This is a genomic window from Mucilaginibacter sp. P1_D10 (assembly GCF_056406215.1).
Window position 1 is genome coordinate 204,752 of sequence record NZ_JBFUAP010000003.1, and the last position, 18,506, is coordinate 223,257.

Sequence of the window (18,506 nt, forward strand, 5' to 3'; positions counted from 1 at the left end):
AAAATTGAAGATGAAGACAATAAAGAACTTGGCCATTTTGATGACAGTCGTACTGGTGGCAGCCATCATCTCCTGTACAAAAACAACAGGAGATGCCTATAATAAATTCCAGAAAGGCGGAGAGATAGTGTATCCCGGTCGTGCAGATTCCGTACTGGCACAGGCAGGCTACAAACGCATTCAGCTTGCGGTAATATTAGGTAACGACCCGCTGGTTACTAAAATACGTGCCTACTGGAACAACCAACTCGATTCGGTTGATGTACCGGTTGACCATACTAAGGATACCGTGAAAATCATTATCCCAAACCTTACCGAGGGTAATTATAACTTTACGGTTTACACCTTTGATGCAGGCAATCATAAGTCGGTTGTGGCCAACAGCTCGGGCGTAGTGTATGGCGACAGTTATTTAAGCTCGCTCACCAACCGCACGTTAAAAACGGTAACCCCGTCACCCGATGGCAGCCAAATCCAATTGGCCTGGGGCCCATCTGCAGGCGGCGAATTAGCGACCGAAATTAATTACGTGGCACAAGACGGTACAAATCAAAGAATTTTGATGAAATCTACTGAAATTGCCACAAATTTGCCCAGTTACACCGCAAAAAGTAAATTAACATACCGGTCATTATATCGGCCGGATACTACCGCTTTTGAGGATTTTTCACCGGCGTTATCAGAAACCACATTGCCTGATTTTGAAAGGGAGTTATCTAAGTCAAATTTTAAATTAGTGGTATTGCCTACCGATGTTGGCGATGGTGGCTATGGCTGGCTTCAACAATATCTATGGGATAATAATTACAATCCGCCCGGCTTTGCTACCCAAAACAGGGTGCCTTGCTGGTTTACTTTTGATGCCGGAGCAGCCGCGGCTATCAGCCGGTTTAAAACATGGCAGGCAAACGACAGGCTTTACGAGAAAGAAAGCGTAAAAACTTTTGAATTGTATGGCAGTAACAACCCTTCGGCAGATGGCAGTTTTGATGCCAGCTGGACAAAAATAGGCGGTACATATACCTCGATAAAACCTTCCGGGCAGCCGGTTGGCAATAATACGCAGGCTGATGTGGACTATGCAAAGGCGGGCGAAGAATTTACAGCACCTGCCGGAACGCCTAAGTTTAGATACTACCGGTTTAAACTACTAACCAACTGGGGTAACAGCGGCTTTATGACGATGGAGGAATTTAGCTTTTACACGCACGATAGATAATAGCCAGCAGCCCGGTTCTTATAGATAGATTGATGAAAAATATTAAAATAGCCATCGCCGCGCTCTCCCTTATTTTAGCAATAGAGGAGAGCTACGGCCAAACCAAACAGCCGATAGATTACGTGGACCCGATGATAGGCACCTCCAACTCCAGGTGGATGCTTTTCCCGGGGGTAACCCAGCCCAATGGGATGGTGAAACTAAGCCCGGATAATCAGGGCAGCGTATGGCAGGGGGGGTATGATTATGCTATTGGCAGTATCCACGGCTTTTCATTTTTACACGGCTGGACGATGGCGGGATTATCAACCATGCCCGCGAACGGTGATTTGGCGCTGAGCCCTGGTTCGGCAGACGCGCCGTTTAAAGGGGCCGGCGCCGGCTATCATTCCCGTTTTGATCATAAGGATGAGCACGCCAGCCCGGGTTATTATTCTGTTTACCTCATCGACCCAAATGTAAAAGCGGAACTTACCGCGACAGAGCGTACCGGCGTACAGCGCTATAACTTCCCTGCCGATCCATCAAATCGGGTAATGATACAAATGAACCCGCCGCAGGAGTATGGTTACGATATGAAGGATGCCGTGATAACTAAAGTAAGCGATACCGAGATACAGGGCTATGCTAAAATTTCAGCGGCTAATTTTAATGATTACACTCTGCACTTTGTGATGCAGTTTAACAAGCCCTTCAGCAAATTCCGGGGGTTTAGGTACGGACAGGAGGTTAAAGGCGAAACTGAGGTGAAAGCGGATAAAGAATTGGGAGCCTATGTTACCTTCCCCACTATAAAGGCCGAGCAGATTATTGTACGCACCGGCATCTCTTTCGTAAGCATTGAACAGGCAAGGCTTAACCTCCAAACAGAGCTGAAACCTTTTGGTTGGGATTTTGATGCGCTGGTAAAACATAACCGTGCCGTTTGGAACAAGCAGTTGAGCACCATAATGGTGAGCGGTGGCACTGAGCAGGATAAGATAAAATTCTACACCAACTTTTACCGGTGCTTTACCGCCAAAATGATTATGAGTGATGTTAACGGCAAATACCTTGACGCCTGCGAAAATTTACAGCAGTTAACTGGCGGCCGCAAGGCAATGATTGGTGGTGATGCTTACTGGAATTCGTTTTGGAATTTGAATCTGCTTTGGACCTTATCCTCGCCGGAGTTTGTGCAGCAAATGGTATATACACAGTTGGAGATGTACGAAAAAACCGGGTGGACATCAAAAGGGGCGGCAGGGATAGAATATTCCGGCATTATGGAAGGCTCGCACGAAATGGCATTGATGACAAGCGCCTATTTAAAAGGCATCGTAAAAAAAGATGCGGATATTGCTTATGCGGCCATGCGGAAAAATATGGAGGTTGAGCCTGGGGCTGTTTGTGGGGGTAATCCGGGCAACCCCCAGATAAGTACGTACGCCAGGATGGGCTACGTACCGATAGAATATGGCGTAACATCAAAAACATTGGATTATGCCTACGATGACTGGTGCGTGGCGCAAATTGCCGCGTTTTTGAACAAACAAAGCGACTTTGATTTTTTCATGAAAAGATCCGGCAATTGGCGCAACGTTTTCAACCCGGCTAACCGTTACGTTACACCAAAAAAGGAAGACGGAAGTTATGTAGCCAACTTCGACAGGTTCTCTGTAAGCCACTTTGTGGAAGGCAACGCATGGCAGTATTCTTTCTATGTACCGCATGATATACCTGGGGTGGTAACTGCAATGGGAAAAGACACTTTTGTAACCCGTTTAAAAGAAGGCTTTAAAAAATCGGTGTTCCACAAGTTTGCTGCGCATGCGCTAGATCGTACCCAGGGGCAATCTGCCGAGTATTATATCAACCATGGAAATGAAGTAAATATGCAGGCGGCATACCTTTTTAACTATGCCAACCGCCCCGACCTTACGCAATACTATACGCGCAAAATATTGAATACCTTTTACGATGCTTCGCCCTACGTTGGTTGGAATGGTGATGAGGACGAGGGGCAGATGGGGGCATGGTATGTGATGAGCGCTTTAGGATTATTTGAGATGAATGGGGGGACCTCGCCAGATCTGCGGGTGGATATCACCAGCCCGTTATTTACGGATATGACCATAAATCTCGATCCACGTTTCTTCAAAGGAAAGCAGTTTGTGATAAAGGCTCACAACAATTCGCCAAAAAATATTTATATAAAATCTATAAAGTTAAACGGACGCACTTTAAGCAACAATCACATCAGCTTTAAAGATATTACCGCAGGTGGTAGGTTAGAATTGTTTATGAGTGCTTCGCCGGGTCGGTAATATTAAATGGTTAAGTATTGTGACCATAAACAAACCAACATCGATTGCCTGTAACAGCGGCCTAAGAAAATGCGCTCTCCCGGCTGCTTCGGCTGTAAATTAAGGTTTATGGGTTTTGGCAGTACACGGCCACACAATCACGCTTTCAGGTTTTTATTGAACATTATTAATCAATCTACTTTCTGTATGAGAAAAGTATTATCGACTTTAACCGGATTTGCTATTTGTTGACTTACATTAGTTCTCATAATGTTTTAAGCATTAAAAAGTGAAACAAAATTAAGCTTGCAATCACATCTGTACAAGATGTTCAAAATATGAACATCTTGATTATCAAATCAATAAATCGTTTTGGTGAGTAGGGGATTTCTAAAACTTACTCACCGAATTACGCCCCTTTTTATTGCGAATTGGTGAATAATATAGCCATTTGACTAAAAAATAAAAGCCTGCAATCATTTGATTTGCAGGCTTTTAGTCTGTTTTAACATTGAACTTAGTGGAGCCGGAGGGATTCGAACCCTCGTCCAAACATGGTATAAAGTAAGCTTTCTACATGCTTAGCTGTTATTTAATTGTAGGGACTATGGAAGGTTAACCGCTTACCTGTACCTTAATCCTTAGGTGCTTTGTTTCGCTTGCTTACCACACCTTTAAGCAGGCTATTTCCGTTTTTCGATGCCCCGGTTGCCGATCCAACAGAACAGAAAACCGGCGGGACAAAAGCTATACTAATTCTAAATTAGGCAGCTAAGGCAAAATTATTTTCGCCATTTGAAAGTTTGAGCGTTCAGATTTTAGCGCTAATTCACCCAACGCGCTGCATGCTTACTTATTTATCTCCATCCTGTCAATTCCGGTCGACCCCATTTTTTTGAAGTTCGCAGTAGGCGGTTGCCAGTTTGCAGATAACGCAAAGTTACTAATTTTAGTTTGCAGTTTACAGTAGCAGTTCACCGAATTATCCTACCAGGTGTCTAACGAAAGGTATTTTACTCATCAACAACACCAAGAGCCACGATAACAGGAAGCATAACAAAGCCACCAAGGGTATGCTGAGCCATGGGTTGAACAACGCGTAGGTGATATCGTTCAGCTCTAAAATATTCAGGATGAGTGCGTGACAAAAATAGATGCCCAGCGTATATTTTCCGGCGTTCTCGCAGAGGCTTATGATTTTTGGAGGAATCTTTTCTGTGGTATGTTTCGCAATAAGGAACGCGCTTGCAGCCAGCGGCACCACAAAGGGGCCAACTGGTTCATAAAAATAAGTGCTTAGCTCCCCGGTTTTCACTTCCAGATAATAAGTGCCTATGGTAATTACTGTCGCCAGGCAACAGAATATCAAAATAATCAAAAGTATGGTCCCTGGAAAATTGAATTGCTTATTAGTGAGGTAGTAGCCAAGAACAAGGTAACCGGTGTAGCCGGCGAAATTGTGTAGGTCTATTGCTGTTTCGAAACGGTCGAGATATGGCTCGCTGATGAGGATGGTAATAAACCATAGGGCCAAAAAATAGAGCAGTTCCCGCTCGGTAGCATTCCGCGCAAATTTGCCCAGGATAGGGATAAACAGGTACATGCCAATAAGCAGGTAAACGTACCACAAATGGTAAGAGCTGCCCGTTTTTAGCTGATGCAATACCATTTTTATGCAACCCCAGGCATCGGCAGGGAATACGATTATTTCGTTATACCATTGATAGCCCACATACACCAGGCTCCAAAACAGGAAAGGGAGTATCAGGCGGCCAAGGCGTTTCCGCAGGAAATCGCCCAGTTCATATTCGCGTTTTAGCAGCAATGCGCCGGTTACCATTACAAATACCGGCACGGCAAATCGGGTTAGGGCATTATAAACGTCTGCTGCCATCCAATTGCCAGGTGTAGCCGTTTTATAATTGAACAACAAAGGAGAGGCCGTATGTAAAACTACCACTGCAGCCATGCTTATCAACCGCAGGTTGTTTATCCAGCTTATGTTTGGGCTTTTGGCAGTCGAAAGGCTCTGTTTCATGGATATGATTGCGATGAATGCAGGGGGCGTAGCTTGCTACCACAATGCCCTTTGCAAATACCGTGCAATATATTAGTTTTGGTAGAGCAAAATCCCCCTTACCAAACTATTATTACCATGCCAATTACTACAACCGTTATCACCGGCGCAACATCCGGCATAGGCAAAGAAACTGCTTTGGCGCTCGCAAAAAAAAACCATGCTCTTTACCTGCTGGTGCGCGATATGGATAAAGGAGAACAGGTAAAGCAGGAACTGATAAGCATATCCAAGAATAACAATATCTACCTGGTTTCTTGCGACCTGGCCGATATGGATAGCATCCGCAATGCTACGGGCATCCTCAAAAGCAGCCTCTTCAGCATCAATGTACTGATAAATAACGCAGGAGGGATATTTGCCACTCGACAGGTTACCAGGGATGGTTTCGAGATGACGTTCGCGGTAAATTACCTCGGGCATGTCTTGCTTACCCAATTGCTGATGCCCTTGCTGGAGAAAGGGCAGGCCCGCATAATTAACGTTAGCAGCGATGCACACCGCCTGGGTAAAGCGCAGTTTAAAGATCTGCAGTGGGAAACCGCACACTACTCGCCGCTTAAGGCTTACGCTATGGCCAAGCTTTTCAATATATACTTTACACGTTCTATCGCCGTAAAATACGGGCCAAAGGGTGTTACATCATTTGCCCTGCATCCCGGCGTGGTAAACACCAATTTCGGGGCCGGGCTCAGCGGATTCAGCAAGGTGTGGCTTTGGTTGGCACGACCGTTTATGATAACGGCAGAACAGGGAGCGCAAAATGTGGTTTACCTGGCAACGGGGAGCCGCATAGATGCCAAAAGCGGCAAATACTTTAAAGGCGGGAAGGTGCATAGCCCGGCTGCGAGGGCAACGGACGATGATGCCCGCAAAAAGCTATGGGAGATGAGCATGGAAATGATAGAACCCTTCCTTTAGGCTAACCAAAGCATGTTTGAACATAAATAAAATGACAATTCTGTAACATTTCTGTTTTCAAACGCTTTGATTCGATTTTTTTGAGTTAGCTTAGTATCATTAAATCAGCCTAAAAAAAATGACTATCAACAAAAAACTATTGGCCACTGCAACGCTGCTATCGGTAGTTGTGTTTATGGCCATGTCGCCCGCGCCACAGCCCGAAGAGCATAAATTCAAAAATTTAAAGGTTTTGCCAAAACACATTACTGATAAGCAATTAGATGCAGTAATGGATGAATGGGCGCACTCCTTGAACGTACATTGCAATTTTTGCCACGTACGCGACGAGCAGGCCCACAAAATGGACTTCGCCAGCGATGCCAAGCCCGAAAAAGATATGGCTCGCCATATGTATAAAATGATGAACGACATCAACAAAAAATATTTCGAGGCCAAAAAGGATAGCTTGGGTATGATGACGCAAACCGGTATCAACTGCTACAGTTGCCACCGTGGTGTATCGCACCCGGAAGTTGTTGCCCCACCAGCGCCGCAACGCCGTGGCCCGGGTGGCCCGCCTCCTGGTGGTCCCGGTGCACCTGGTGCTCAACCGCCTGCGGGTTCACCTGCTCCTGGCACGCAGCCACCATCAGGGAAATAACGATTTAGGTACAGCCTAATGAAGCCGCCACAAAAAAGGGCGGCTTTTTTATTTTATTGATATTTTGCGCTAATTTGTTCAGTTGCTCTTATTGCCGTACCTTGAATGCGCCAATGTGCTGTTGACCCAATAAACCAACCAATTATGAAAGAAACATTGCCCTCCCGCCGAAAATTCATTGCACAAACCTTAACAGTAACGGGTGGGGTAGCCCTGCTGGGGCTAAACTCGGCATTCAGGCTGTCAGGCAGCAGGGCCGAAGGGATTACCGTACAGCAAATTATCGATCTGATACTTAAAGAAGGCGGCCTCAGCCCCATACCCGGCACGGTTGATACTCTCAAAAGTGGCAGCGCCGATATGGTGGTTACCGGCATAGTTACCACCATGTTTGCTACGATTGCCGTGATTGAACAAACAGCGAAGCTGGGAGCTAATTTTATCATCGCGCACGAACCCACCTTTTATAACCATACCGACGATAAGGAATTTGTGAAGAATAACCCGGTTATGCAGCAAAAACTCGATTTGTTGAATAAATACAAAATAACCGTATGGCGTTGCCACGACTATATCCACTCCATAAAACCCGATGTAATTGGGTACGGGGTGTTGAAGAAGGCCGGCTGGCTACCATATTATAAAGGAGGTACTACGGTTGTAATCCCTAAGGAAAGCCTGCGCCAGGTAGTACAGCACTTAAAGTCGACGCTTAATATAGCGCACCTGCGGGTAATTGGCGATTTAGAGCAGCCTTGTGAGAAACTCACGATCATTCCGGGTGCGGCCGGCGGCAAATGGCACCTTACGGCGGTAGTTAACGATAAACCCGACGTATTGATAATCGGCGAGCAATCTGAATGGGAGACAGCCGAATTTATAAGAAACGCCAATGAGGAAGGCCGGAAAATTGCCTTGATCGTACTGGGCCATTCGGTGAGCGAAGAACCCGGCATGGAGTATTTTGTAGAATGGCTTCAGCCCAAACTGCCAGGTATGAAAATAACGCATATCGCCTCGGGCGACCCGTTTACGTGGATGTGAGTGAACACGAATTTCACGAATTTGGAGCTGCCACGAATTTTACAAATCGTTAGGCGCTTTCACTGCGCGAAGTAAACGGCTCAATTACAATTGCGCTTTGTGAAATTCGTCTCAATTCGTGGATTTAGTGTTCACTCAATTCGTGCCCTATAAATTCTGCGCTATAACAAACCCGCTTGCCCAGGCCCACTGGAAGTTGTAACCGCCTAGCCAGCCCGTAACATCTACGCATTCGCCACCGAAGAACAGGCCCGGTACCTTTTTGCTTTCGAGGGTTTTGGAGGATAGTTCGTTGGTGTCTACCCCGCCGGTCATCACTTCGGCCTTATCATAACCCTTGGTGCCTGCCGGTTTTACTTTAAACTCGTGTATCAGTATGCTGATGTCTTCAAGTTCGGTTTTGGTAAGGGAGGCGAGGTTTTTTTCGGCCGGCACGTAATCGCTAAGCGCGTCGGCAAATTTTCGGGTAAACAGGCCGGCAAGGTAAGCCAGCAGCATTTTTTTGCCGTTTTGCTCGCGCTCGGTCAGTATCATCTCTGTGATATCTTTGCCGGGGAGCAGGTCGATATAGATAGATTCGCCGGGTTTCCAGTACGAGGATATCTGTAAAATGGCCGGGCCGCTCAATCCCCAATGCGTAAACAGGATATTTTCTTCAAAGCTTGCCCTGTCGTTCCATACCCGGCAAAATACACTGTTGCCGCTTAGCTGCTCGTACCAGGGCTGGTCTTTGCCGGTGATGGTGAGCGGCACCAGGGCAGGGAAGGTTTCGGTAACCAGCATACCGAATTTACGCGCCGCGCGTAAACCGAAATCTGTTGCCCCCATTTTGGCTATCGGCAGGCCGCCGGAGGCGATGACCACTTTAGGAACCGATAGGGTTTGTTGCTTGCCATGCCGTTCGAAGGAAATAGTAAAGCCGTCCGCATCTTGCTCAATGGCGGTAACCTCGGCATCGCACCAAATTTCCTGCCCCAAATCATCGCATAGGGTGGTAAAAACATTCACTACATCTTTCGCTTTATCGCTCACGGGGAACAATTGGCCCAGGGTTTTCTCTTTGCCTTCTATCCCGTAGGTTTCAAAAAAAGTAACGGTATCGTCAACCGTCCATTGCGCTAAAGCCGAACGGCTGAAATGTTCGTTTTGTGATATGAATTGCTTGTGCGTAGCATACAGGTTGGTGTAATTGCACCTGCCACCGCCGCTGATGAGTATTTTTGCGCCGGGCTTATCGTTTTTCTCCAGTACCAGCACGCGTTTGCCTAAAAAGCCGGCTTGTACGGCGCACATGAGCCCGCAGGCGCCTCCACCGATAATTATCGCGTCGAATTGGGTTTGTTTTGTTAAATTTGCTGTCATGGATGATGTTTCGCAAATATCAGAATTTGGAAAGATACTTATCTTTTTAATTACAGGCATCGTAATGATACTGATGCTATTCGGCGTGAACCGCTTGCTGGCCCCTCGAAACCCTAACCCAGAGAAGCTTAGTACCTACGAATGCGGCGAAGAACCTACCGGCAATGCCTGGCTGCCCTTCAATTCGCGTTTCTACGTCATCGCACTGGTGTTTTTATTATTCGATGTAGAGATGGTGTTCGTGTTTCCATGGGCCACCGTTTTCGGCAACAAGGAGATTATTCAATTAGATCCGCGCTGGGGCTGGTTCTCGCTTATCGAGATGTTCATCTTTTTAGGCATCCTCATTTTAGGTCTCGCCTATGTTTGGGTAAAAGGCGACCTCGACTGGATAAAACCAAACCCAACCGTGCCCGATTCCGGCACCAACATCCCGCAATCGCTGTATGATAAAATAAACCTGCAGCAAAGCGCGTTTAAAGTAAAAGCGTTCAGCCTGCAAGCTCCTGCTACTGCCACTAATCCGACTGCAACTGCATCTGCCACTGCAACTTCCCCGCCCAAGCCTATGTTTAAACCAAGTTTTAAAAAGCCCGCAAATGACGCCTGATTTAACTAACGAAAGCGGCGGCATCGTCATAACCAAGATGAACGATCTGCTCAACTGGGCGCGGCTGTCGTCGCTTTGGCCGCTGAGTTTCGGTATTGCCTGCTGCGCTATAGAAATGATGGGTGCCATGGCCGCTACCTATGACCTCGACCGTTTCGGCGTTTTCCCGCGTCCATCCAGTCGCCAGGCCGATGTAATTATCATAGCCGGTACCGTTACCTTTAAAATGGCCGAGCGCATCAAGCGCCTCTACGAGCAAATGCCCGACCCAAAATATGTGATCAGCATGGGATCTTGCAGTAACTGCGGCGGCCCTTACTGGCAGCACGGTTACCACGTGGTAAAGGGTGTTGATAGGGTAATACCCGTAGACGTTTACGTACAAGGCTGCCCCCCGCGCCCCGAAGCGCTGATAGGCGCCATACTGGAACTGCAAAAGAAAATTGAGCAGGAAAGTTTGGTAGGGTAAACTGTCTGAACTCGAATTTTAAGGAATTAACGAATTGTCAGAATTAAAGCCTGTGCATTATTCCATATTCTATGAATTCTCACTATGCAGAGCGGATATGCTGCGTGTGAATGTCCTCGAGCCGCCGGGTCCTTTTTTAAAGAGACCCAGAGAGACGCAAGTTCGACATAACGTGGAAGTTCAAAATCCCATAAATCGTAAAAATCTGCTTAATCCCGGTTCAGACCATTACATTTGTTACCTATGCAAAAAATACTGGTAGCAAACCGTGGCGAGATAGCTTTGCGGGTAATGCGCTCCGCGCGCGAAATGGGCATTAAAACCGTGGCCGTTTATTCTTCTGCCGACCGCGAGGCTTTGCACGTACGCTATGCCGACGAAGTCGTGTTCATCGGCGAAGCACCGTCAAACCAAAGTTACCTTGTCGGCGATAAAATTATTGCGGCCTGTAAGCTGACCGGTGCCGAAGGCATACATCCCGGCTACGGCTTTTTAAGCGAGAACGCTGCTTTTGCCCGGCAGGTACGTGAGGCAGGCTTGATACTCATCGGCCCCTCGCCCGAGGCTATGGAGGTAATGGGCAACAAGCTATCCGCCAAGGCCGCCGCATTAAAATACAACATCCCCATGGTGCCCGGCACCGAAGAAGCCATTACCGATATTGCCGAAGCAAAGCTCCGCGCGGTTGAAGTAGGCTTCCCTATACTTATCAAGGCTGCGGCGGGCGGCGGCGGCAAAGGCATGCGCATAGTAGATACCCCCGAAGATTTTGTAGAACAGATGGATCTCGCCGTATCCGAGGCTACTTCGGCGTTTGGCGATGGATCGGTATTCATAGAGCGTTATGTTTCTTCGCCGAGGCATATAGAGATACAGGTTTTGGGCGATACGCATGGCAATATCCTACACCTGTTCGAGCGGGATTGCTCGGTACAGCGCCGCCATCAAAAGGTGATGGAAGAAGCGCCATCATCGGTATTGACTCCCGAAATTCGCGAAGCCATGGGTAAATGCGCGGTGGATGTGGCGCGTTCTGTAAACTATACCGGCGCAGGCACGGTAGAGTTTATTATGGATGAACAGCTCAACTTTTACTTTTTAGAAATGAACACTCGCCTGCAGGTTGAGCACCCGGTAACGGAGCTGATTACCGGCATAGATTTGGTGAAAGAACAGATAAAAATTGCCCGTGGCGAAGCCATCAGTTTTAAACAGGAAGACCTGGAAATAAAGGGCCATGCCATGGAATTGCGCGTTTACGCCGAAGACCCCGCCAATAACTTCCTGCCGGATATCGGCACGCTGCAAACCTACATTACCCCAAAAGGCCCCGGCGTAAGGGTAGATGATGGCTTTGAGCAAGGCATGGAAATCCCCATTTATTACGACCCAATGATTGCCAAGCTCATCACCTACGGTAAAGACCGCACCGAGGCCATAGAACGCATGGTACGCGCTATTGACGAATACCACATTACCGGCATCACCACCACTTTGCCTTTCGGCAAATTCGTAATGCAGCACGAGGCCTTTACCTCGGGGCAGTTCGATACGCACTTCGTAAAGAAATACTTTACGCCGGAATCACTGGATACCGGTACGGAGGAAGAGGCTTTAATCGCTGCTTTGGTGATGGAGAAGCTATTGGGCTGTAACAAGATTGTTTTGGCGGAAAGTAACGGAGGTGGGGTATCTAATTGGGTGAAGAACAGGAGTTAATATTGCTTTTTCATCAACGAAATCATTTAATCATTAAAATCAACGGTTCAGAGCATTCCCTCCAACTCCACCAATAACCCCACCTGCGCGGGCACTATCTTCTGCTTCGCGACATCCACATCAAACCAATCCGCCCTATCTACTTCTTCAAAGCTGGCCATTTTGCCCGATTTGGGCGGCCACTCCATTTCGAACTCATTGCTTTTGATATTGGCAGGATCTATGTAGGCCTCCACCGCCCATGCCTGCACTACTTTGCCGCTTTTGTATTTGATAGGGGCAAGGGCGATGAAATGGCCGTCGATAGCATGTCCTGTTTCTTCTTCAAACTCCCTTTTGGCTGCAATTAGCGGGTCCTCGTCGCTTTCGTACTCCCCTTTGGGGATACTCCATACACCGGCATCCTTTTTTGCATAGAATGGTCCGCCGGGATGTACCAGGAAAACCTGCAGGTGGTTATTGAATTTCCGGTAGGCTAAAATCCCCGCGCTTTGCTTTGGCATGTTTAAATCAATTTGATGGTAAGATAACGAAACGCAAAGTTTTATACTTAGTTTTATCTGACCAATTTAACCGGTTATGGAAGACATCAGGTGGAAGAAATTCAAGCTTTGCGGCGACTATAATGTGGATATGCGCAGCCTTTACCTGGCCTGGGCCACGCCCGGTGGACTGGAGAAATGGTTCCTGCGCAAGGCCGATTTTTTCACCGTTCCCCAACGCCGCCGCGAACCTGATGAGCAGATTGCTAAAGAAGATACCTACGCATGGCACTGGCACGGTTACGATAATACCGTTACCGAAAAAGGCAACGTGCTGGAAGCCAACGGCAAGGATTTCATCAAGTTTACGTTTACCGGGAATACAACCGTAAGCGTGTCTTTCTCCACACGCAACGGGCTCACCATCATCGATTTGTTGCAGGAAGATATCCCGCAGGAGAGCGACCCCGAAAAGAACCTGCTGGTGCAATGCCAGATAGGGTGGACGTTTTACCTCGCCAACCTAAAATCGGTAATGGAAGGCGGAAAGGATTTGCGCAACAAAAGGGTGGAACTGGCTAGTTGTTTTAAATAGGGGTACGCTAAAGGATATTAATGATTAGCTATAAAACTGCATTTGTATTCATCATCGTTTTGTTTTTCAAATCGGCAACCCTTTTTGCACAAATCGACACCCTACACCTGTATTACAACATCAACCAAAAAGATGTAAACCTGCACCGGCAAAAACTCGATTCGGCTTTTGTGGCGGATAGCAGCCGCATAGAAGCAATAAGGATTATCGGGTACGCGGATTATTTAGGTAGCACGACATACAACGCGGGGCTAAGCTTAGCCCGTGCGGATAATGTTAAGTCTTACCTGCAACAGCTTTTGCCGGGAATAGATATTTCAAGCGAAGGAAAAGGTGAGCTGGCATCTTACGGACAAACAACTTCCAAAGGAAGCCCAAAGGATAGGAGGGTGGATGTTATCGTGCTCAAAACTATCCCGTTGTTACCTATGCCGCCCGATACGCTAACGGTAATAAACCACGCTGACCCTGTTTTTAGGGACACCATATTCCAGGCTAAGGTAGATAGGCTGGCCACACTGAAACCAGGAGAAAAAATCGATATAGATGAATTGCTTTTTATGGGCGGCAAGCATTTTTTGACGCCGGCATCCTACAAATACGCAGATATTTTGGTGGAGTTGATGAAGAAGCACCCTAAGCTTAAAATCAAAATTATAGGGCATATCTGCTGCGAATATAGCGGGCGGGATGGCTTCGATTTCGATAACAAGAAATACGCACTGTCTAAATATCGGGCCGAATTCGTGTACAATTACCTGGTAAAGGCCGGTATTGAGAAAAATCGGATGAGCCACAAAGGCGTTGGCAGCAGCGATCCGAAAATTTTCCCCGAGGTTACTGCCCACGATTCGGACCTGAACAGGCGCGTGGAGATAGTGGTGGTGAGCAACAACGAGTAAGTAAATTCTCATCCAAATATCCTCTTATGCCCGCCATTTAAAAATCGCGTAGCAAAACATTATTTTTGCGACATGTTTACAGGAATTATAGAAACTTTAGGCAAAATAACCGATTTGCGCCGGGAACAGGGCAACCTGCATATCACTGTGGAATCGGCCATTGTAAATGAATTGAAGATAGACCAATCGGTAGCGCATAACGGCGTTTGCCTTACGGTTGTAGGGCTTACAGAAGCCACGCACACGGTTACGGCCATAGAAGAAACCCTGAATAAAACCAGCCTTGGCCACCTAAAAGTTGGCGAGCCCGTAAACCTGGAACGCTGTATGCAGATGAACGCCCGGTTGGATGGGCACATCGTACAGGGGCATGTAGATCAAACCGCCATCTGCAACAAATTTACCGAGCTGGACGGCAGTTGGGAATACACCTTCGAATACGATGCTGCAACAGGCAACGTTACGGTTGAGAAAGGCTCAATATGCGTAAACGGCATCAGCCTTACGGTAGTAAACTCCGGTCCAAATTATTTCTCCGTAGCCATTATCCCTTACACTTATGAACATACCAACCTGCACAACGTACGCGAAGGCGGCGTTGTTAATTTGGAGTTTGATATTATTGGCAAATATGTGGCGAGGCTGATGCAGCGGTAGTAATGTTAGCTGCCGCGAGTTTCCAACTCGTGGCGGGCATTGCATCAGCTTTCAACTGACGCAAGCTGGAAGTTTGCACTATGCACACCACGAGATACGCTGCGTTAATCGCGATAGCGAAGATTTTAGGGTTCATTTATAAAACCCAAGCGCCTCCCTCAATATCCCGTCAATTTTCTCAACCGGGATATCCTGCGCGGCATCAATCAGCAATATTTTCATCCTGGCGCGTTTCTCTTGCAACAAATCAGGGTGATTGATACGACCGCCTTCTACTATACCGATATAGGGTTGCCCGTATTTCTTATGCGTCCATAAATAACAAAACATTTTGCCCTTATAGCAATACATAGGCATGCCGTATTTCCATTCCTCGGTAAGGTTGGCATCTAATGCGAGGATATGCCCGCGCAGGAATTGCAAGCAGCTTTTGGTCGGCTCGGGCTGTTGAAGGAAGTAGTTGTCTATGGGGCGAGGCATGAGAGGTTGTCTGAACCCGAATTTTTCACAAAGTAATTATTATTTTAGATGGTGTTCAAGAAAGCTTCGCAGTTTGGGGGAATTTTCCGAATTAACAGAATTATGAAATTTTAATTCTGTCAATTTATTTAATTCCTTAAAATTCGAGTTCAGACAAGTTCCTATTGCTCTACGCTGTGTATCGGCCTGAACACCCTGTTCCAGCGGATTTTGCTGAAGAACGATGCGGTGCTGTCGATGCTCATCCAGGTGATAACGGCCTTGCCTACGATATGGTCCTCGGGAACAAATCCCCAAAAACGCGAGTCTTCCGAATTGTGGCGGTTATCGCCCATCATCCAGTAGTAGTTCATCTTAAAAGTGTAGGTATCGGCTTTTTTATCGTTTATGTACACATCCTTGCCTTTAATCTCCAGTTTGTTGTGCTCATACACCTCAATAGCGCGGCTGTATAGCGCGGTGGTACTGTCGTTAAGGGTTATGGTCATCCCTTTTTTAGGTATTAGGATAGGGCCGTAATTGTCCTCATTCCATTTAAATAGTGTACTTTGAGGGAAAATACGCATATCGGCCTGGCCTTTCGGCTCATTTTTCTGTGTAATTGATTTTACGTTAGAAAAGCTTTTTACCTGCTCGTAGGCATCGGTAGGGATAATCATCTCGTAGGTATCTACGCCGTTGAAATTACCCGTCTCCACATGCAGGTCGTTTAAAATATCCTGATTTAAAGGCGTTCCGTTCGTAACAACATCGTATGATGTTTGCGCATGCGGTGCGTTTTTTACCGCTTTGCCGTCGGCATAGGCTTGGCCGTTTACAATAGTAATGGTTTCACCGGGCAGCCCAACGCAGCGTTTGATATAGTGCACGCGCATATCTACCGGGCGGGGTTCGGTTTCGGCAGGGTAGTTAAATACAACGGCATCCCCTCTCTTCACTTCGCCAAGGCCGGGCAGGCGGTAGTAGGGTAGCTGTATGGCATCCCAATAAGTTTTCATGCCGCCATAAACCGTAGACTCAGTAAACGGGATAGCTAAAGGCGTCATGGGCATGCGCGCGCCGTATGATAATTTGCTCACGAAAAGATAATCGCCTGTCATCAGGCTGCCCTCCATAGAGGCCGAAGGAATGGCAAATGCCGAAAATAGCAAACCACGGATAATGGTTGACGCAACCAGGGCGAACAAAATAGCATCTACCCATTCGCGCGCCTTGCTCTTTTTAGGCTTAGTTGTATCGGTTTTTTTGCGTGATAAGAATTTCCAATTCATAGAGCGTATGGTATTAATTTAGTATTCCTTATGCAGTTAGAGTGCGGCTTTGAGGATTTGTTACAAGCGATAGAGCGATTTTTGCCTGTAATTACTACATTTATCCTACCTATTATAGCACCCTATGTTACGTCGTAATTTTATCAAACTATCTGTTGCATCTATGGCCGCGGCAATGTACAGCAGGCTCACTTTTGCAGGTATCGGCGGCAATGCCTTTATCGACCATCCCGACGAGGCCTGGGCCGAATTGGCCGAGGGTTGGGTGAAACTAAGGGCTTCGGGCGGTTCTGCTTATACCTATAAAGATGTGCAGGTGCAATTAAAAGCCGCAGGCAATGCGCAGGCAGTTTATGTACAATCGCCAACTGCCGATTTGCTTTCTGTGCGCCTTAAATGGAAATACCAAACAAAAAAATACAGTAGGGTACTCGGCGACCACTGGGAACGGAGCTATGCCGACCTGGGCTGGAAAGCGCCACAAGTAGGTGTACGCAACCCATGGTATGTGCTGCTGCATGATGGGAAAGAAACCGCCGCCTTCGGCGTGAAAACAGGCGGCAATACCATGTGCTGGTGGGATGTTGCAGACGACAGCCTGCAGTTGACCATGGACACGAGATCGGGCGGAGATGGCGTAAAGCTTGGCCAGCGTAAACTGCATGCTGCAGATATCGTTACTTCCCTTAGCCCTGCAGGCGAAAGGCCCTGGGCAACCTTAACGCGTTTTTGCAGGCTGATATGCGCAAAACCACGCCTGCCTAAGCAGCCTGTTTATGGTATAAACGATTGGTATGTGATGTACGGCAAAAACTCATTTGAAAGCGTAAAACAGCAAACTACGGTAATGGCGGGCTTTGTTACCGATTCATCTAACCGTCCGTTCTCGCTTATCGATGATGGCTGGCAACAGCCAGATGATTTTTCGATTGTAAACGATAAGTTTAAAGACATGCACAAAATGGCCGATGAGATAAAGAGCATCGGCATGCGCCCTGGCTTGTGGACACGCCCTTTGATTGCCCGACACGATGACAAAGCCTCGCTGCTGGCGCCAACGCTGCCTACCCGCAGTAACACCGACGAGAAGATACTCGACCCCACCTTGCCCGAAACCCTGGAAAGGGTAAAGCGTAACATCAGCCTGTATAAAACTTGGGGTTATGATATGGTAAAGCACGACTATAGCAGCTGGGATATTTTTGGCCGCTGGGGGGTTCAGATGAAGGATGGGCTTACCGTACCCGGCTGGCATTTTAACGACCAAAGTAAGACCAACGCCGAAATCATCAACACCCTTTACGGCACTATACGCCAGGCGGCGGGAGACATGTACATTATCGGCTGTAATACCGTGAGCCATTTATCGGCAGGCATATTCGAACTAAACCGCATAGGCGATGATACCAGTGGGAAGGAATGGCAACGTACCAAAAAATATGGCGTGAATACCCTTGCGTTCCGCCTGCCGCAAAACAATACTTTCTACGCCGCCGATGGCGATTGCGTAGGCCTTACGCACGATATCGCCTGGGAACGGAACCGCCAGTGGTTGCAATTGCTGGCAGAAAGCGGCTCGCCGTTGTTCATATCTGCCGAGACCGAATTTTTAGATGCAGATAAAAAGGCCGCTATCAAGACCGCCTTCGCCCAGGCAGCCAAAGTACAGCCAACCGGCGAGCCGCTTGATTGGATAAGCGAACAATGGCCAAAAAAGTGGAAACTGAATAATAGGGAGGTTACGTTTAATTGGGATTGATGGGGGGTGAA

At 47.3% G+C, this 18,506-nt stretch carries 17 protein-coding genes and 1 other RNA gene; 12 read left to right on the plus strand and 6 right to left on the minus strand.

Annotated elements, in window-relative coordinates; translation table 11 throughout:
- Positions 1-10: 10 nt before the first annotated feature.
- Together AC1DYT_RS05390 and AC1DYT_RS05395 are read left to right on the plus strand one after the other, a co-directional pair.
- The gene (locus AC1DYT_RS05390) at positions 11-1,219 is read left to right on the plus strand and encodes a DUF4998 domain-containing protein (RefSeq protein WP_477468621.1); all 1,209 of its coding nucleotides are present in this window, start codon (positions 11-13) and stop codon (positions 1,217-1,219) included.
- 32 nt (positions 1,220-1,251) lie between these two features.
- Positions 1,252-3,525 (plus strand): GH92 family glycosyl hydrolase, encoded by a 2,274-nt coding sequence (locus AC1DYT_RS05395; RefSeq protein ID WP_477468622.1) that lies wholly within the window; start codon positions 1,252-1,254, stop codon positions 3,523-3,525.
- Between the two features lie 497 nt (positions 3,526-4,022).
- Here the strand turns inward: AC1DYT_RS05395 and ssrA are convergent.
- Positions 4,023-4,393: a transfer-messenger RNA gene (ssrA, locus tag AC1DYT_RS05400) on the minus strand.
- A 93-nt stretch (positions 4,394-4,486) separates the two neighbouring features.
- On the minus strand, positions 4,487-5,542 hold the full coding sequence (locus AC1DYT_RS05405) for an acyltransferase (RefSeq protein ID WP_477468623.1): 1,056 nt from the start codon (positions 5,540-5,542) through the stop codon (positions 4,487-4,489).
- Between the two features lie 117 nt (positions 5,543-5,659).
- Here AC1DYT_RS05405 and AC1DYT_RS05410 point away from each other — a divergent pair, with 117 nt between their 5' ends.
- From AC1DYT_RS05410 to AC1DYT_RS05420, 3 genes are all read left to right on the plus strand, one after another.
- On the plus strand, positions 5,660-6,502 hold the full coding sequence (locus AC1DYT_RS05410; protein ID WP_477468624.1) for an SDR family oxidoreductase: 843 nt from the start codon (positions 5,660-5,662) through the stop codon (positions 6,500-6,502).
- A gap of 118 nt (positions 6,503-6,620) precedes the next feature.
- A complete protein-coding gene (locus tag AC1DYT_RS05415; protein ID WP_477461942.1) occupies positions 6,621-7,145 on the plus strand; it encodes a c-type cytochrome in 525 nt (174 codons plus the stop codon).
- A gap of 144 nt (positions 7,146-7,289) precedes the next feature.
- On the plus strand, positions 7,290-8,189 hold the full coding sequence (locus tag AC1DYT_RS05420; protein WP_477468625.1) for a Nif3-like dinuclear metal center hexameric protein: 900 nt from the start codon (positions 7,290-7,292) through the stop codon (positions 8,187-8,189).
- Between the two features lie 147 nt (positions 8,190-8,336).
- Here the strand turns inward: AC1DYT_RS05420 and AC1DYT_RS05425 are convergent, their stop codons facing one another.
- The gene (locus AC1DYT_RS05425; protein WP_477468626.1) at positions 8,337-9,551 is read right to left on the minus strand and encodes a BaiN/RdsA family NAD(P)/FAD-dependent oxidoreductase; all 1,215 of its coding nucleotides are present in this window, start codon (positions 9,549-9,551) and stop codon (positions 8,337-8,339) included.
- Here AC1DYT_RS05425 and AC1DYT_RS05430 point away from each other — a divergent pair.
- The 3 genes from AC1DYT_RS05430 to accC all read left to right on the plus strand — a co-directional run bounded on the left by AC1DYT_RS05430 (position 9,550) and on the right by accC (position 12,349).
- Positions 9,550-10,161, plus strand: a complete 612-nt coding sequence (locus tag AC1DYT_RS05430; protein ID WP_477468627.1) for an NADH-quinone oxidoreductase subunit A — start codon at positions 9,550-9,552, stop codon at positions 10,159-10,161. The two genes, AC1DYT_RS05425 and AC1DYT_RS05430, sit on opposite strands and share 2 nt — an antisense overlap.
- Complete coding sequence (locus AC1DYT_RS05435) at positions 10,151-10,630, plus strand: NADH-quinone oxidoreductase subunit B (protein WP_477461946.1); 480 nt, start codon at positions 10,151-10,153, stop codon at positions 10,628-10,630. The genes AC1DYT_RS05430 and AC1DYT_RS05435 overlap by 11 nt, the downstream gene beginning before the upstream one ends.
- A 243-nt stretch (positions 10,631-10,873) precedes the next feature.
- Positions 10,874-12,349: an acetyl-CoA carboxylase biotin carboxylase subunit gene (accC, locus tag AC1DYT_RS05440; RefSeq protein WP_477468628.1), complete on the plus strand. Its 1,476-nt coding sequence runs from the start codon at positions 10,874-10,876 to the stop codon at positions 12,347-12,349.
- 47 nt (positions 12,350-12,396) lie between these two features.
- On the opposite strand, the gene AC1DYT_RS05445 is transcribed toward accC, so the two are convergent.
- A complete protein-coding gene (locus AC1DYT_RS05445; protein ID WP_477468629.1) occupies positions 12,397-12,852 on the minus strand; it encodes an NUDIX hydrolase in 456 nt (151 codons plus the stop codon).
- A 76-nt stretch (positions 12,853-12,928) separates the two neighbouring features.
- On the opposite strand from AC1DYT_RS05445, the gene AC1DYT_RS05450 reads away from it, so the two are divergent.
- The 3 genes from AC1DYT_RS05450 (at position 12,929) to AC1DYT_RS05460 (ending at position 14,985) form a co-directional block, all read left to right on the plus strand.
- Complete coding sequence (locus AC1DYT_RS05450) at positions 12,929-13,426, plus strand: SRPBCC family protein (RefSeq protein ID WP_477468630.1); 498 nt, start codon at positions 12,929-12,931, stop codon at positions 13,424-13,426.
- Positions 13,427-13,446: 20 nt separating this feature from the next.
- On the plus strand, positions 13,447-14,328 hold the full coding sequence (locus AC1DYT_RS05455) for an OmpA family protein (protein ID WP_477468631.1): 882 nt from the start codon (positions 13,447-13,449) through the stop codon (positions 14,326-14,328).
- A 72-nt stretch (positions 14,329-14,400) separates the two neighbouring features.
- Positions 14,401-14,985: a riboflavin synthase gene (locus tag AC1DYT_RS05460; RefSeq protein WP_477468632.1), complete on the plus strand. Its 585-nt coding sequence runs from the start codon at positions 14,401-14,403 to the stop codon at positions 14,983-14,985.
- A gap of 132 nt (positions 14,986-15,117) precedes the next feature.
- On the opposite strand, the gene AC1DYT_RS05465 is transcribed toward AC1DYT_RS05460, so the two are convergent.
- Together AC1DYT_RS05465 and lepB are read right to left on the minus strand one after the other, a co-directional pair.
- Positions 15,118-15,465 (minus strand): DUF1801 domain-containing protein, encoded by a 348-nt coding sequence (locus tag AC1DYT_RS05465; protein ID WP_477468633.1) that lies wholly within the window; start codon positions 15,463-15,465, stop codon positions 15,118-15,120.
- A gap of 161 nt (positions 15,466-15,626) precedes the next feature.
- A complete protein-coding gene (gene lepB / locus AC1DYT_RS05470; protein ID WP_477468634.1) occupies positions 15,627-16,736 on the minus strand; it encodes a signal peptidase I in 1,110 nt (369 codons plus the stop codon).
- A 124-nt stretch (positions 16,737-16,860) separates the two neighbouring features.
- Between lepB and AC1DYT_RS05475 the strand changes: the two genes are divergently transcribed.
- Complete coding sequence (locus AC1DYT_RS05475; protein ID WP_477468635.1) at positions 16,861-18,495, plus strand: alpha-amylase family protein; 1,635 nt, start codon at positions 16,861-16,863, stop codon at positions 18,493-18,495.
- Positions 18,496-18,506 lie beyond the last annotated feature (11 nt).

What these genes read in the sequence shown, in the direction of transcription:
- AC1DYT_RS05390 (WP_477468621.1), top strand. Translation starts at nt 11, where the DNA reads ATGAAGACAATAAAGAACTTGGCCATTTTGATGACAGTCGTACTGGTG.
- AC1DYT_RS05395 (WP_477468622.1), top strand. Translation starts at nt 1,252, where the DNA reads ATGAAAAATATTAAAATAGCCATCGCCGCGCTCTCCCTTATTTTAGCA.
- AC1DYT_RS05405 (WP_477468623.1), bottom strand. Translation starts at nt 5,542, where the DNA reads ATGAAACAGAGCCTTTCGACTGCCAAAAGCCCAAACATAAGCTGGATA.
- AC1DYT_RS05410 (WP_477468624.1), top strand. Translation starts at nt 5,660, where the DNA reads ATGCCAATTACTACAACCGTTATCACCGGCGCAACATCCGGCATAGGC.
- AC1DYT_RS05415 (WP_477461942.1), top strand. Translation starts at nt 6,621, where the DNA reads ATGACTATCAACAAAAAACTATTGGCCACTGCAACGCTGCTATCGGTA.
- AC1DYT_RS05420 (WP_477468625.1), top strand. Translation starts at nt 7,290, where the DNA reads ATGAAAGAAACATTGCCCTCCCGCCGAAAATTCATTGCACAAACCTTA.
- AC1DYT_RS05430 (WP_477468627.1), top strand. Translation starts at nt 9,550, where the DNA reads ATGGATGATGTTTCGCAAATATCAGAATTTGGAAAGATACTTATCTTT.
- AC1DYT_RS05425 (WP_477468626.1), bottom strand. Translation starts at nt 9,551, where the DNA reads ATGACAGCAAATTTAACAAAACAAACCCAATTCGACGCGATAATTATC.
- AC1DYT_RS05435 (WP_477461946.1), top strand. Translation starts at nt 10,151, where the DNA reads ATGACGCCTGATTTAACTAACGAAAGCGGCGGCATCGTCATAACCAAG.
- accC (WP_477468628.1), top strand. Translation starts at nt 10,874, where the DNA reads ATGCAAAAAATACTGGTAGCAAACCGTGGCGAGATAGCTTTGCGGGTA.
- AC1DYT_RS05445 (WP_477468629.1), bottom strand. Translation starts at nt 12,852, where the DNA reads ATGCCAAAGCAAAGCGCGGGGATTTTAGCCTACCGGAAATTCAATAAC.
- AC1DYT_RS05450 (WP_477468630.1), top strand. Translation starts at nt 12,929, where the DNA reads ATGGAAGACATCAGGTGGAAGAAATTCAAGCTTTGCGGCGACTATAAT.
- AC1DYT_RS05455 (WP_477468631.1), top strand. Translation starts at nt 13,447, where the DNA reads ATGATTAGCTATAAAACTGCATTTGTATTCATCATCGTTTTGTTTTTC.
- AC1DYT_RS05460 (WP_477468632.1), top strand. Translation starts at nt 14,401, where the DNA reads ATGTTTACAGGAATTATAGAAACTTTAGGCAAAATAACCGATTTGCGC.
- AC1DYT_RS05465 (WP_477468633.1), bottom strand. Translation starts at nt 15,465, where the DNA reads ATGCCTCGCCCCATAGACAACTACTTCCTTCAACAGCCCGAGCCGACC.
- lepB (WP_477468634.1), bottom strand. Translation starts at nt 16,736, where the DNA reads ATGAATTGGAAATTCTTATCACGCAAAAAAACCGATACAACTAAGCCT.
- AC1DYT_RS05475 (WP_477468635.1), top strand. Translation starts at nt 16,861, where the DNA reads ATGTTACGTCGTAATTTTATCAAACTATCTGTTGCATCTATGGCCGCG.